We start from the raw sequence: 14,118 nt of genomic DNA on the forward strand, positions 1-14,118 counted from the left end.
GTTATCGCGACGCCACCGGCTCGGCGGTATGGGAGCTTCGATCGGGAATGTATCGTTTCGAATCCGTCGGTTCTCCGACGGTGTGCCGACCGGTTCCGGGCGTCGTGTTCCCAGCCCGGTCGCCGACGGCGGACATCCCTGCATCCTTTGTGTGAAAGGGCTGCCGAATGACTTCTTCCCGCACTGCCCGATTAGCCGGCGCGGTCGTCCTCTCGATCGGTCTGGCCATCCCGTCCCTGCCCGCGGCCGCCGCGCCCACCACCGCGGTCACCACGTCCCCCGACTCCGCGGCGCGCGTCTCCCTCGGCATGGCCGAGGCGATGAAGCGCGACTTCGGCCTCTCCGCCGAAGGCGTGCGCACCCGCCTGGCCCAGGAGGAGAAGGCCCGCGGCGCCGAGACCGTGGCCCGCAAGCTCTACGGCTCGTCCTACGCGGGCAGCTGGTTCGACCCCGCGACCGGCAAGCTCGCCGTCGCGGTGGCCGGTGACGCCGCCGCCGGCAGCACCGGTCTCGACGTGACCGTCGTGCCCGTCGCGCACAGCTACGCCCAGCTCGACGCCGCCAAGACCGCCATCGACCGGCAGGCGGGCAAGGCCGCGCCGGCGGGCGTGAACGGCTGGTACGTCGACGTGAAGACCAACACGGTCGTCGTCACCGTCAACCGGCACGAGGTCGACGCCGACGTGACCGCGTTCGTCGACGAGGCCACCTCCCGGCACCCCGCCGTGCGCGTGGTGCAGGAGGACCACTCGCCGCGGCTCTACGCGGACGTGGTCGGCGGTTGGCCGTACTGGATCAACAACGCCGGCCGGTGCTCCATCGGCTTCGCCGTGCACGGCGGGTTCGTGAGCGCGGGCCACTGCGGCACCCCCGGTTCCCAGACCACCGACCAGTACGGCGCGCTCTACGGCTACTTCGCGGGCTCCACGTTCCCCTACTACGACTACTCGTGGGTGCAGACCGTCGCGGGCGTGAACCTGTGGGGCTACATGGAGGGCTACAACGGCTACTGGTACTACGTGCGCGGCTCCGCGCAGGTCCCGGTGGGCTCCGGCGTGTGCCGTTCCGGCTCCACCACCGGCATGTGGTGCAACTACATCCAGGCCCGCGGCCAGACCGTGAACTACCCGCAGGGCGTCGTCTACAACCTGACCCGCACGAACGTCTGCGCCGAGCCGGGTGACTCCGGCGGTTCCTGGCTCAGCTCGAACCAGGCCCAGGGCGTCACCTCGGGCGGCTCGGGCAACTGCTCCAGCGGCGGGACCACGTACTACCAGGAAGTCAACCCGATCCTGTCCGCCTACGGCCTCTCGCTGATCCTGAGCTGACCACCGCGGCAACCCGGGCCGCCCGGCCTTCATCGTGCGTGAAGACCGGCCGGCCCGGCCGGGCCCCGTCAGGCGCGACGGCGGTAGGCGTGCACCGCCAGCGGGGCGAACACGGCCACGAACAGCGCCGACCAGGCCAACGTCCACGCCACCGGACCGGCCACCGGGCCGCCCACCATCAGGCCCCGCGACGCGTTCATCACGTGCGTCACCGGGTTGATCTCGACCCACGACCGCAACCAGCCCGGCAACGTCTCCGCCGGCGCGATCATGCTCGTGCCGAACGTCAGCGGGAACATCACCAGGAAGCCGATGCCCTGCACCGCGCCGGAGGTCCGCACCAGCATCCCCACCAGCACGAACGCCCAGCTCACCGAGAACGCGAACAGGATCGCCAGCAGGCACGCCGCCACCGCGGGCAGCACGCCGGTCTCCACCCGGAACCCCATCAGGGCGCCGAACACCAGCAGCGACACCACCGCCACCACGTACCGGATCAGGTCGCCGAGCACGGACCCGACCAACGGCGCCGACCGGCCGATCGGCAGGCTCCGGAACCGGTCGAACACGCCCTTGCCGATGTCGGTGTTCAGGTTCACCCCGGTCGCCATCCCGCCGAACATGGTCGTCTGCACCATGATCGCGGGCAGCAGCAGTTGCAGGTACTCGTGCGTCGACCCGGCCACCGCGCCGCCCAGCAGGTACACGAACAGCACCACGAAGATCACCGGCTGCAACGTCACGTCCAGCAACTGCTCCGGCGACCGCATCGTCTTGATCAGGCTGCGCCGCGCCAGCGCCAGGCTGTGCCGCACGAGGGCGAACGGCCGCGGCGCCTCCGCACCACGAGCCACCACCGGTGAAGCCGTCACCGTCGTCATGCCGCCACCTCCGTGTGCTTGCCGGTCAGCGTGAAGAACACCTCGTCCAGGCTCGGCAACCGCAGCGACAGCTCGGTCACCGAGATCTGCCGCTGGTCCAGCCTCCGCACCACCTCGGTGAACGCCGCGTCACCGTCCACCGGCACGGTCACCACACCCCGCGCGGTCGACTCCGGCTGGTGCCCGGACACCTCGGCCAGCACCGCGGCGGCGTCCGCCAGCCGGGCCGGGTCCGCGGGCCGCACCAGCACGGTCTGCCCGCCGACGATCCGCTTGAGCGACGCGGGCGTGCCGTGCGCGATCACCCGTCCGTGGTCGATGACCGAGATCTCGTCGGCCAGCGCGTCCGCCTCCTCCAGGTACTGCGTGGTCAGCAGCACGGTCGCGCCGTCGGCCACGAGCGTGCGCACCACGTGCCAGATGTCGTCCCGCTTGGCGGGGTCCAGCCCGGTGGTCGGCTCGTCCAGGTAGATCACGTCGGGCCGCCCGACCAGGCTCGCGGCCAGGTCCAGCCGACGCCGCATGCCGCCGGAGTAGGTCTTGACCTGCCGCCCGCCCGCCTCGGTGAGCTCGAAGTCGCGCAGCAGCTCCGCGGCCCGCGCCTTGGCCTGCGAGGTGCGCAGGTTGAGCAGCTGCCCGATCAGCACGAGGTTCTGCACGCCGGTCAGGTCTTCGTCGACCGAGGCGTACTGCCCGGTCAGCCCGATCAGCCGGCGCACCCGCGCCGCGTCCGACACCACGTCCAGCCCGCCGACCGCCGCGCGTCCGCCGTCCGGCCGCAGCAACGTGGCCAGGATCCGCACCGCGGTCGTCTTGCCCGCGCCGTTCGGCCCGAGCACCCCCAGCACGGTCCCGGGTCGCGCGGCGAGGTCGACACCGGCCAGCGCGGTCGTCCTGCCGTACCGCTTGACCAGGCCCTCGGCCTCGAATGCGTACTCCATGTCCGTTCCTCCCTGTCGTTCGGGGACGACGGTCCGGGACGGGCATGTCATCGGACGTGCAGATGCGTGTCAGAACCCGTGTCGACGGCCGTGTCAAGGCCGTCGTGGTGACGTGCCGGGGCGTTCACGGACGTTCGCAGGCGTTCCGGGTCGTTCCGCCTCCGCCCACGAGCACCGACCGGACCGGTCGACGTTCCGTTTCCCGAAGCGGAACGCGCTCGTTCGGTGCTGCGCCGGCCGTCGCTGAGTCATCCTGTGCCCCTCGGAAAACCCCCGGTCAGCCGAGCCCGTTCCGGGGACGGACCTTGTCCGACGCGTCCGCCGCTGCTGACCTGTCCCGAGCCCGACGTCACCGCAGGAGGATTTCTCGATGACCGTTGCCCACGACGATCCCCACGTCGCGCGGCTCTTCGAACACATGGCGCGGCTCGTCTGCGACGGTGTGGGCGATCCCCTCGACCTCCACGAGCAGTTGGTCGAGCTGGCCGTGGCGAACTCACCGGACGTGGCCCGGTACTGGAAGCAGGTCGGCGTGGGCGTCGGCGTTCCGGACACGGCCTACAAGGACGGAGGTCCGAACCTGTTCCCGGACGCGCCGGTGGTCCGCGTGTTCCGCACCAGCGGAACGACCGGGAGCACCCGCGGCACCGTCCGCTACTCCAAGCTCGGGCTGGAGCTGAAGGGGCTCGCCATCGAGGCCAACGCCCGGCGGCACCTGCGGCCGGACGACGGCGTCCGGCCCGTCGTCCTCCCGTTCGCGCCCTCGGAGGAGGTCGCGCCGGAGATGGCGATCGCGTTCGACATGGCGCGCATCGCCGCGTCGTGCGGCGACCCCGCGCTCAGCACGGCCGTCGTCGGCTCCGGCGGAGTGGACTTCGACCTGCTGGAGCGACGCCTGGACGCGGCCGTGGCCGAAGGGCTGCCGGTCGTGCTCGTGGGCGCCACCTTCGCCTTCGTCAACATCTGCGACGCCCTGGAGGAGCGGGGCAAGAGCTGGGAACTGCCGCCCGGCTCGCGGATGTACGACGGCGGCGGGTTCAAGGGCCGCTCGCGGATCATGCGCGTGGACGACCTGCGCGCCGCCGTGCGCCGGGTCTTCGGCATCGAGCGGCACGGCAACATCTTCGGCATGACCGAGCTGGCCAACATGCTCTACGACGCCTCCGACACACCGGTCGGCCCGCTCGGCGAACGTCCCAAGGGCAGCCACCCGGCGGGCGGCCCGAAGGTCCGCGACCCCCGCACGCGCGAGTACCTGGCGGAGGGCCGCGGCCTGCTGGAGGTCACCGACCTGTCCGTGCTGGACCGGCCGCACGTGCTGCTCACCGGCGACATCGGCATCGCCGGGCCGGACGGCGTGGCCATCGCGGGCCGGATCGCGGGCAGCTCCAGCCGCGGTTGCTCGCTGACCCTGGACGAGATGACGGGAGGCGCGGCATGAGCGTGTCGTGGACGCCCGGGTGGCTGGCGGCCGAAGGCGTGCCGTTCACCCTGAACGCCGGCGCGCACGAGTGGCGTGGCGTGCGACCCGCCGACTGGGCCGCCGTCGGCGACGGACTCCGGACCGCGCACGAGAACCTGCGGCGACTGCCCGTGCGGCGCATCGTCGAGGCCGTCGACGCGGCCGTGGACCTGTGGGGCAAGCGGGACTTCACCGCCCGCCGCGCCACCGTGCGGGACGCGGCGCTGGTCACCGGCATGTCGGAGGAGACGATCGACCGCGCGCTGGACGCCGAGCTGGGCAACCTGCGCGCCGAGTCGCTGCTGGCCGCGCTGACGCGGGAGCTCGGCGACCCGGAGGTGCTCGACGGCTTCCGCGGCGGCACCACGGCGGTCGGGCCGCGCACCGTGCTGGCGGTGTTCTCGGGCAACGTCCCGGGCCTGCCCGCGCGGTCGCTGGTGCGGTCGCTGCTGGTGAAGGCCTCCGTGATCGCCAAGATCCCGGCCAAGGAGCCGCACTTCACCGCCGCGTTCCTGCGCACCCTGCACGACGTGGAGCCGGCGCTGGCCGACGCCGTCGTGGCGACCTACTGGGACCGTGACGACGAGGCCTCGCTGGAGGCCGCGCTCGGCCAGGCCGACGCGGTGATCGCCTACGGCGGCGACCAGGCGTGCGCGGCGATCCGGGCCAAGGTCGGCCCGCACCAGCTCTACGAGGAGCACGGCCACAAGCTGTCGTTCGGCATCGTCAGCGGGGAGTACGCGGCACAGCACGGCCCCGCCGAGGTGGCACGCCGGATCGCCGCCGACTGCAGCGACTTCGACCAGCACGCGTGCCTCTCGCCGCAGGTCTACCTGGTGCAGCGGGAGCACGCCCGCGCCGTCGCCGAGCACCTGGCCGCGGCGATGCGGCGGGAGGCGCGGGACAGTCCACCCGGGACGATCGACGCGCAGGACGCCACCGTGCTGCAACACCGCCGCCTCGTCGCCGAGTGGCGGGCCGCCACTTCGGACGACAGCGAGGTGTGGTCGCCCGACGGGCTGGAGTGGACGGTCGTGCTGGACGACGCGCTGATGCCGCTCAGCGGCTCGGGCAACCGGGTCGCGCGGATCGTGTCCGTGCCGGACGTGGCGGCGGCGGTCGACGCGATGCGCCCGTTCGCCGCGCACCTGCAGAACGTCGGCCTCGGCGCGGTCGGCGAGGAGTTCCGGCGGACCGCGCGCGACCTGGCCGTGCTCGGCGCGAGCCGGGTGTCCGCGCCCGGCGAGATGACCAAACCGTCCATGGTGTGGCGGCACGACGGGCAGCCACGCATCGCCGGCCTCGTGCGCTGGTGCGACATCGAGCTCCACCCGGAGCTCGACAGACCTTAGCCCCGCCCGGGGTGACGAGTCCGCCGTGCCCCACCCACGCGGTGGGGCACGACCATCCTCTGGAGAGGATCAGCAATGTCCGTGACGGTGAGCGGCGTGCCCGGCGCGCTGGGGGAGAAGGACCTCCGCCGGTTGGCGGCGGCCGTGGCCTTCGTGCGGGACCTGAGCACCGGCGACGCACTGGCCGCCGTGGCGGGCGGTCGGCCACCCGCCTGCCTGGTGCGCCACCTGGAGGTCGGGCACGCGGCGGTGTTCGTGGCGGCGGCACGACCGGCGGGCCTGATCGGGGTGCTGGCCGGGCTGGGGGTGGACGCGCCGCAACCGCGTCCGGACCAGGTGGTGCGCGGGCGTGCCGGGCAGGAGCGCGACGTGCGGGTCCTGCGTGGCGCGGTCGGGCCGCGTGAGGTGCGGCTGCTCGTGCCGCGGGCGGACATGTCCGAAGCCGAGCGGGAGGCCGAATCGCACGTCGCGTTCCGCGTCGCCGACGACGACGTGGTGTTGCGCGGGGTGTGCGCGACGTTGCGGGAGTCGGGCCACGCACCCGACGGCGGCGGCTACGACGGGCAGGACACGACCCTCTACTTCCGCGGTGCTACCCGGCTCGCGCTGCAGGCGCGCGGCCACCACACCGAGGTGTTGGAGCACCACGTCGGCCGGCCCGACCAGCCGCGCCGCTCGATGCTCGACCTGATGACCGGCGCGTGGCGCACCCGCGCGGTGGCCGTGGTCGCCGAACTCGGGATCGCCGACCTGCTCGCCGACGGCCCGCTCGACACCGCCGAACTGGCCGGGCGCACCGGCTGCCGCGCGGACAAGCTCCGCCGCGTGCTCGCCTTCCTGGCCGCGCTCGGCGTGTTCCGCTGGGAGGGGGAGCGGTGGTCGTTGACCGAGGTCGGGGCGGTGCTGCGCGGTGACGTGACCGGGTCGCAACGCGACCTGGCGCGCATCTACGGCGGCCTGTTCTACCGGTCGTTCAGCGGGCTGGAGCACACCGTGCGCACCGGCGAGAGCGGGTTCGGCCACGTGTACGGCGCGCAGCCGTTCGAGCACTTCGCCGCCCACCCGGCGGACGCGCGGCTGTTCGAGGGCGCGATGGCGGCGGGCACGAGCTTCCTGGAGCTGGTGCCCGGCCTGCTGGACCTGCCCGCCACCGGCACGGTGGTCGACGTCGCGGGCGGCGACGGCCGACTGCTCGACCTGGTGCTGACCGCCGCGCCCGGCCTGCGCGGGGTGCTGTTCGACCGGCCGCACGTGGTCGGCGCGGCGGCCGACGTGCTCGCCCGTCACAGCGCGCGGGTGTCGGTCGTCGCGGGTGACTTCTTCCACGACCCGGTGCCGTCCGGCGGCGACCTCTACCTGCTGTCGAGGATCCTGCACGACTGGGACGACGAGCGGTGCTCGGTGATCCTGCGCAACGTGCGCGCGGCGATGGAGGAGGGCGCGGCGCTGGCCGTGGTGGAGCGCCCGATCCAGGACGACCCGCGCACGCTGCTGCCGCTGGCGTTCAACGTCCACATGATGGTCAACACGGTGCAGGGCGGTGAGCGGACCACGGAGGAGCACCGGAGGTTGCTGGCGGCCAACGGATTCGCGCTGGACGACATCCGCGAGCTGCCGCTGGACATGGCGGTGCTGGTCGCGCGTGCCACTGTGTGAGCGCTCTCACCGGTCCGGATGCTGGAAATCGGCTTCCTCGTCACCCATTCGGGCGACGAGGATCGCCGGTGTGCCCGCCCTGAGTGAAACCCCCGCCCGACCCCGGTCCCGACCCTTCCTGCCGCTGCTGTCGGTCAGCCTGCTGACGGGGGTCGGGTACGCGCTCGCGGGCCCGTTCCTGTCGTTGTTCCTGATCAAGGAAGTCCAGGCCGGGCCGGTCGCGGTCGGGGCGTTCCTGCTGGTCAGCGCCTTGGTGTCGATGGTGGTGAGCACGCTGCTCGGTCGGTTCTCCGACTCGCGGGCGATCCGTCGCACGTTGCTCGTGGTGGCCGGGGTGTCGGGCGCGCTGGCGTGGGTGCTGTTCGCCGTGCTGCGGGACTACTGGCTGCTGCTGGTCGTCGCGGTGACGGTGTGGGCGATGGCGTCCGCGCAGATACCGCAGATGTACGCCTACGCGCGGCAGCTGCTCGAACGCAGCGGCTCGGCCAAGGCGCCGTTGGCGATGAGCGGCCTGCGGACGACGATGTCGATCGCGTGGGTCGGCGGTCCGCCGCTGGGCGCCTTGCTGCTCGCCGGCGGCGGGTTCACCGGTCTGTTCGCCGTCAGCGCCGCGGTGTACGTGCTGGCGGTCGTCGTGATCCTGGTGTGGTTGCCCGAGCTGGGGCCGTCCGCGCCGCCGTCGCCCGAGGTGGCGCGCCAGTCGGGGCTGCGGCGGGAGGTCGTGCTCGCGGCGGCGGCGTTCGTGCTGCTCCAGTGCGCGACCTCGCTCGGCGTGACGGCGATGCCGCTGTTCGTGACCGAGAGCCTGGGCGGCACGACGCGTGACGCGGGCCTGGTGCTGGGGTTGTGCGCGGCTCTGGAGATCCCGCTGATGCTCGGCTTCGGCGCGTTGGCGATGAGGTACAACCTGCGGGTGCTCGTGCTGGCGGGCGGCGCGGTCGCGCTGGCGTACTACTCGATCATGCTCCTGACCCAGGCGACCTGGCAGGTCATGGCGGCGCAGGTGCTGCACGCCGTGGTCATCTCGGCGGTGATGGGCCTGGGCATCTCGTACTTCCAGGACCTCGCGCCCGACCGACCCGGGTACGCCAGCACGCTGTTCACCAACACCTACAAGACCAGCGCGATGCTCGTCGGACCGTTGCTGGGCCTCGCGCAGCACCTCGGCTACCGCACCGCCTACGGCATGGGGCTGGCGATGTCGGTGCTGGGGTTGGCGCTGCTGCTGGCCGCACGTCCCAAGTCGGCGGTACCGGCGGCGTGATCGACGAGCTGCTGCGACGTCAGGGCGAGTTGCAGGCGCGGGCGGACGCCGTCGTGGGGGTCGCCGCCCGGCACGACGTCTACCGGTCGGTGCTGGACGACGGGGTGCGCACGCCGGAGGACTACGACCGGTGGCGGGTCACGCACGGTCAGTGAACCGACCGTCTGGTTTGCGCTCTTCGAGGGGTTCTCCGCGAAATTCGGGTCTCGGGACCCTTGGCGTTGCTAAACCTTCCTCAGGGGGAGGAGGTCAGGGTGCCAAAGGGTTTCTACACCGACGACCGCGGCCGGGTTCGGCCGGTCGCCGGCGGGGGCGGGCGGAGCAGGTCGGCGCTGTTGGCCGGGTTGATCGCGCTCAGCGCGGTCGGGTACGGGGGAGCGGTCGGCCTCAGCGCGGGCGGCTCCGGTGGCGGCGGCGGTCCGGGGCCGGGCGTCGAGGCGCGCAAGGACGAGGGCGGCGACCTCGCCCGACGGGGTGACGCCGATGGCGCGTGGCGGCGGATGGGGCTGCACGGCCTCAAGCGGACGGAGAAGCAGCAGGTCGCGTGCGTGGACGCGGCGTTCGGCGGTGTGCGGGACTTCCTCCGGGAGAACGCGTGCACGTCGATGGAGCGGGTGTTGTTCACGGTCGGTGACGACGCGGGCAACTCGGCGGTGATCGCGGTGGCCTGGGTCGAGTTCGCCTCGCGCGGCGACGCGCAGGAGTTCCAGGACATCGTGGACGCGCCCGGGACCGGGGACGTGCAGGCGCTGGGCGCGGCCCAGGTCGGTCTGGCGGACGTGGTGTTCACCGGCGCCAACTACGGCTCGGACCGGGACCGGACCACGGTCACCGTCGCCGAGGCGGAGATCGCGACCGGCTACGTCACGCCGGAGGTCCTGGACGCGGTGGCGGAGGTGGCGGCGCAGCTGCCCCGGTGAACACCGGATCGGCGAACGACGCCCTGCGGGCGGCCCGGCGCAACGTGCGCAGCAGCACCGGGCCGGTCGCGAGCACCAGGATCGTGGTGGTGACCGCGCGGCCGACGTCCCAGCCGAGGGACGTGGCCAGGCTGAACGCCACCACGCGCGCCAGGTTGTCCAGGACCGGCGCGCCCGGCTGGAACGACAGCGAGGTGCTGCCCGCGCTCAACGCGAACGGCCAGAACGACAGGTTCAGCAGCAGCCCGTAGACCAGGGACGCGGCGGCGCTGTACGCGGCGAGCACCGCCAGTTCGGCCTTGCCGCGCGCCGACGGCAGCAGACCGGCGCCCAGCGCCACCCAGGCCGCGCCGAGCATCTGGTACGGCAACCACGGCCCGACACCGCCCGTGAGCAGGGCGGACGCGAACAGCATGGTGTTGCCGAGCACGAACCCGAACCCGGGCCCGAACACCCGGCCGCCGAGGACGAGCAGGAAGAACACCGTCTCGATCCCCGCCGTGCCCGCGCCGAGGGGGCGGATCGCCGCGCCCAACGCCGACAGCACGCCCAGCATCGCCACGGCTTTCGCGTCCAGCCCGCCCTCGCTGATCTCGGCCAGCACCACGGCCAGCACCAGGGGGAGGAGGAGGGCGAACGTCCACGGCGCGGTCGCGCCCCGCGCGATGACGGAGTCCGCGGAGACCAGCAGCGGCCACCCGAAGGCCACGACGCTGATCGCCGCCGCCACGGCCAAGGCGAGGGCGGCGCGGGGTCGGACGCGGACCGGCGCGTTCACCGCGCCGCCAGGGCCGCGCGCACGTCCGCCACCGTCAACCACGGCAGCGGCGCGAGAACCTTGGCCACCTGGGGCGAGAAGACCGGGGAGGCGGTGACCACCTCGGCGGTCGGGCCGTCGGCCACCACCTCGCCGTCGGCCAGCACCACGACCCGGCTCGCGTACTCGGCGACGAACTCCACGTCGTGCGTCGCCAGCACGATCGCGTGACCGTCGTCGGCGAGCTCGCGCAACGCCGTCGCGAGCCGCGTCTTGGCCGGGTAGTCCAGGCCCCGGGTCGGCTCGTCCAGCAGGACCGCCCGCGGCGAGGGGGTGAGCGACACGGCCAGTGCCAGCGCCAGCCGCTGCCCCTCCGACAGGTCACGCGGGTGCCGGTCGTCCGGGATGCCCGGCGCCAACCGGTCCAGGAGCTCGCGGCACGTGCCCCCGACCTTGCCCGACTCGCGGTCCGCCTGCGCGCACTCCCCGCCGACGGTGTGCAGGTACAGCAGGTCGCCCGGTTGCTGCGGCACCAGGCCGATGACCTCGCGCCGCGGACCGGGCTTGAGCGTCGCCGGGTCGACACCGGCCACCGCGACGTCACCGCCGGACCGCTTGCCCGTGCCCTGCACCGCCCACAGCAGGCTCGACTTCCCCGACCCGTTGCGACCCATCACGGCCACGCGCTCGCCCTCGCCGACGCTCAACGACACGCCGCGCAAGGCGTCCACAGCGGAGTAGCGCACCCGCAGGTCGTGCGCGACGACCAACTCCGCCGACCGCGCCGACGACGCCACCGGCGGCTCGGGCAGGCGGTCCCGCAGCGGACCGGCCAACCGCCGCGCGTCGCGGATCGACACCGGCACCGGCGTCCACCCGGCCAGCTGCGCCAACCGCACCACGGGCGGCGCGACCGGGGCGTCCGCCAGCACCGGGCCCGGCTCGCCCGCGACCGGCGGCAGGCCACCGCCGGGCAGCCACACCACGCGGTCCGCGTACTGCGCGACCCGTTCCAGCCGGTGCTCCGCGATCAGCACGGTCATGCCCAGGTCGTGCACCAGCCGGTGCAGCGCGGCCAGCACGTCCTCCGCCGCGCCGGGATCCAGCGCCGAGGTCGGCTCGTCCAGCACCAGCACGCGCGGGTGGGCGGTCAGGGCCGCGCCGACGGCCACGCGCTGCTGCTGCCCGCCCGACAACGTCGCCAGCGGCCGGTGCCGCAGGTCCGCGAGGCCCAGCAGGTCCAAGGTCTCCTCGACGCGCTTGCGCATCACCGGCTGCGACAGCGCCAGCGACTCCATCGAGTACGCCAGCTCCTCCTCGACCGAGTCGGTGACGAACCCGGCCTGCGGGTCCTGCGCCACCAGGCCCACCACGTCGGCCAGCTCGCGCGGCGGGTGGGTGCGGGTGTCACGCCCCGCCACGAGCACGCGGCCGGTGAGCGTGCCGCCGGTGAAGTGCGGCACCAGGCCGTTGACCGCGCGCAGCAACGTGGACTTGCCCGACCCGGTCCGCCCGACCACGAGGCACAGCTCGCCTTCGGGCACGTGCAGGTCCACCGACGCCAACGCGGGCGCGTCGGCGTCGCGGTAGGTGACGGAGACGTTCTCGAACCGGATCACGGGTTCACCCTGCCCCTGGCGATGACGACGTTCCTGGCGATGACGACGGGCGCGAGCGCGCACAGCAGACCGACCGCGGGCAGCAGCGGCAGTTCCGGCACGGTCAGCGGCACCGTGCTCGGCGTCAGCGCGCCGCCGCCCAGGCCCTCCGGCGCGAGGAACGTCGCCAGCGCCGCGACCAGCCCGGACCCGGTGATCGCCAGCTCGCGCGGCCCCCACCGGTCCGGCCGGTAGCGGCTGCGACGCACCCGTCGCGACCCCGTCCACAGGCCCGCGACGGCCAACACCGAGCCCACCACCAGCATCGGCACGCCCACCACACCGGGTGTGGCGCCACCGAGCAGCCCGTACGCGCCGACGCACAGCCCCAGCAACCCGCCGAGCACCAGCGCCCCGGTCACCACCCTGGTCCGCTTCGGCAGCCCCGCCGTCCGGCCGTAGCCGCGCGAGTCCATCGCCGCGGCCAGCACCAGCGACCGCTCGAACGCGTCCTCCAACACCGGCACCATCAGCACCCGCACCGCCTTCACGCCGCGCACCACGTCACCCCGCAACGCCCGCGCCCGGCGCACCGACCGCGCGCTGGCCACCAACTGCGGCGCGACCGTCAACGCCACCACCACCGCCACGCTGACCTCGTACAACGCGGCCGGCAGCGACCGCAGCAGCCGCTTGGCGTTGGCGAGCGCGTTCGCCGCGCCGACACAACACAGCAACGTCGCCAGCTGAAGCCCCTGGTACACCGCGAACGCGAGCCCCTCGGCGCTGACCGGGCCGCCCAACCGGACGCCCCTGGTCCACTCCGGCAACGGGACCTCCGGCAGCGTCACCAGCACCGTCGGCCCGCTCACCCCGCCCAGCAGCACGTGCAACACCACCCGGACGGCGAGCACCACCAGGGCGAACTTGAGGAACACCCCGTAGGCGCCTGCCCACGGGGTGTCCTCCCGGCACGACACGGCCACGTATCCCGCGACCGCGATCACCAGCGCCAACAGGACCGGGTTGGTGGTGCGGCCGGCCACGGCGGCGAGGCACAACGCCCACAGCCACCACGAGCCGGGGTGCAGGCTCACGCCGCGGCCTTGGCGCGCCGGCGCGCGGTCCACAGCCCCAGACCGGCCAACGCGGCGATCACCACGATCCCGACGACCAGGCCGACCGTGCCGCCGGAGGACGTGCCCGCCGTCGGCTCCACGGCCACCGGCGTCGAACTCGTCGCCACGGCGGAGCTCGACGCCGTGCCGACGACCGTCGTCGCCGCTGATGACGGCGGTGCGGACGTCGTACCGGCGGTGGGGGACGCGGACGTCCCGGTCTGCTGGGTGGTCTGCTGCGTCGGCTGACCCGGTTGGGGCGCGGGTGGTGCCGGTTGCCCGGGTCCGACCGGCTGTCCGGGTTGCGCGGGCTGGCCGGGCTGGTCGGGCGCGGGTGGTGGCGGCGCGGGCCGGGTCGGTTCCGGCGCGGGCGGCGCGATGCCCGGCTGCCCGCCCGCGCCGAACGACCAGCCCTCCACGCTGCCCGGAGCCGGGTCGTGCGCACCGGCGCTGCTGCCGGCGTAGACCCACGCACCACCGGGCCGACCGTGCCAGTAACCCCAGTACGCCGTGGTGGGGGAGGTGTTGACGCACGGGTCGCTGCTCGGCCGGCCGTTGATCCGGCAGACGAAACCGGGCTGCCGGGCCGCGAACGTGTAGCCGAACCCGGCGGCGGTCAGCGCGGCCGTGCCCGTGGCCGGATCACCCGGCGCGCACCCCGTCTGCACGCCGCCGCCCAGCGGGCCGAAGTCCACGACCACCGTGACGCCCGCGCAGTCGGCCGCCTGGGCGGTGAGCGGGGCGGACGTCAGGGCGAGCCCGACGACGGCCAGGGTCGTCAGGGCTCGCCGGAACCGGCCCGTCATCGGGTGCCGAGCACGGTCGGCGTGCCGCGATCACG

13 protein-coding genes are annotated in these 14,118 nt (G+C 73.7%); 7 read left to right on the forward strand and 6 right to left on the reverse strand.

Annotation, left to right across the window (positions count from 1 at the left end; translation table 11 throughout):
- Positions 1 to 167 precede the first annotated feature (167 nt).
- Positions 168 to 1,328 (forward strand): S1 family peptidase, encoded by a 1,161-nt coding sequence (locus tag ACQPYE_RS19595; RefSeq protein ID WP_498713140.1) that lies wholly within the window; start codon positions 168 to 170, stop codon positions 1,326 to 1,328.
- 68 nt (positions 1,329 to 1,396) lie between these two features.
- Here the strand turns inward: ACQPYE_RS19595 and ACQPYE_RS19600 are convergent, their stop codons facing one another.
- A complete protein-coding gene (locus ACQPYE_RS19600) occupies positions 1,397 to 2,209 on the reverse strand; it encodes an ABC transporter permease (RefSeq protein ID WP_498713142.1) in 813 nt (270 codons plus the stop codon).
- Positions 2,206 to 3,150 carry an ATP-binding cassette domain-containing protein gene (locus tag ACQPYE_RS19605; RefSeq protein ID WP_498713144.1) on the reverse strand — a complete coding sequence of 315 codons (945 nt, stop codon included), beginning with the start codon at positions 3,148 to 3,150 and terminating at the stop codon, positions 2,206 to 2,208. Before ACQPYE_RS19605 ends, ACQPYE_RS19600 begins: the two co-directional genes overlap by 4 nt.
- A 370-nt stretch (positions 3,151 to 3,520) precedes the next feature.
- Here ACQPYE_RS19605 and ACQPYE_RS19610 point away from each other — a divergent pair, with 370 nt between their 5' ends.
- The 6 genes from ACQPYE_RS19610 to ACQPYE_RS19635 all read left to right on the forward strand — a co-directional run bounded on the left by ACQPYE_RS19610 (position 3,521) and on the right by ACQPYE_RS19635 (position 9,804).
- Positions 3,521 to 4,591 carry an acyl-CoA reductase gene (locus ACQPYE_RS19610; RefSeq protein WP_498713146.1) on the forward strand — a complete coding sequence of 357 codons (1,071 nt, stop codon included), beginning with the start codon at positions 3,521 to 3,523 and terminating at the stop codon, positions 4,589 to 4,591.
- A complete protein-coding gene (locus tag ACQPYE_RS19615; RefSeq protein WP_498713148.1) occupies positions 4,588 to 5,964 on the forward strand; it encodes an acyl-CoA reductase in 1,377 nt (458 codons plus the stop codon). Before ACQPYE_RS19610 ends, ACQPYE_RS19615 begins: the two co-directional genes overlap by 4 nt.
- A gap of 75 nt (positions 5,965 to 6,039) precedes the next feature.
- Positions 6,040 to 7,620 (forward strand): methyltransferase, encoded by a 1,581-nt coding sequence (locus ACQPYE_RS19620; RefSeq protein WP_498713150.1) that lies wholly within the window; start codon positions 6,040 to 6,042, stop codon positions 7,618 to 7,620.
- 70 nt (positions 7,621 to 7,690) lie between these two features.
- The gene (locus ACQPYE_RS19625) at positions 7,691 to 8,884 is read left to right on the forward strand and encodes a sugar efflux transporter (RefSeq protein ID WP_498713152.1); all 1,194 of its coding nucleotides are present in this window, start codon (positions 7,691 to 7,693) and stop codon (positions 8,882 to 8,884) included.
- Positions 8,881 to 9,039 carry a hypothetical protein gene (locus ACQPYE_RS19630; protein ID WP_498713154.1) on the forward strand — a complete coding sequence of 53 codons (159 nt, stop codon included), beginning with the start codon at positions 8,881 to 8,883 and terminating at the stop codon, positions 9,037 to 9,039. Before ACQPYE_RS19625 ends, ACQPYE_RS19630 begins: the two co-directional genes overlap by 4 nt.
- Positions 9,040 to 9,138: 99 nt before the next feature.
- Positions 9,139 to 9,804, forward strand: a complete 666-nt coding sequence (locus tag ACQPYE_RS19635; RefSeq protein ID WP_498713155.1) for a hypothetical protein — start codon at positions 9,139 to 9,141, stop codon at positions 9,802 to 9,804.
- Here the strand turns inward: ACQPYE_RS19635 and ACQPYE_RS19640 are convergent.
- The 4 genes from ACQPYE_RS19640 to ACQPYE_RS19655 are packed head-to-tail and all read right to left on the reverse strand — an operon-like array spanning position 9,749 to position 14,083.
- Positions 9,749 to 10,582, reverse strand: a complete 834-nt coding sequence (locus ACQPYE_RS19640; protein WP_498713157.1) for an ECF transporter S component — start codon at positions 10,580 to 10,582, stop codon at positions 9,749 to 9,751. The two genes, ACQPYE_RS19635 and ACQPYE_RS19640, sit on opposite strands and share 56 nt — an antisense overlap.
- Positions 10,579 to 12,180: an ABC transporter ATP-binding protein gene (locus tag ACQPYE_RS19645; protein ID WP_498713159.1), complete on the reverse strand. Its 1,602-nt coding sequence runs from the start codon at positions 12,178 to 12,180 to the stop codon at positions 10,579 to 10,581. The genes ACQPYE_RS19640 and ACQPYE_RS19645 overlap by 4 nt, the downstream gene beginning before the upstream one ends.
- Positions 12,177 to 13,256, reverse strand: coding sequence for a CbiQ family ECF transporter T component (locus ACQPYE_RS19650; protein WP_498713161.1), 1,080 nt, complete (start codon positions 13,254 to 13,256; stop codon positions 12,177 to 12,179). Before ACQPYE_RS19650 ends, ACQPYE_RS19645 begins: the two co-directional genes overlap by 4 nt.
- The gene (locus ACQPYE_RS19655; protein WP_498713163.1) at positions 13,253 to 14,083 is read right to left on the reverse strand and encodes a hypothetical protein; all 831 of its coding nucleotides are present in this window, start codon (positions 14,081 to 14,083) and stop codon (positions 13,253 to 13,255) included. The genes ACQPYE_RS19650 and ACQPYE_RS19655 overlap by 4 nt, the downstream gene beginning before the upstream one ends.
- Between the last annotated feature and the right edge of the window lie 35 nt (positions 14,084 to 14,118).

It is taken from the genome of Actinosynnema sp. CA-299493, assembly GCF_050946825.1.
GTDB lineage: Bacteria > Actinomycetota > Actinomycetes > Mycobacteriales > Pseudonocardiaceae > Actinosynnema.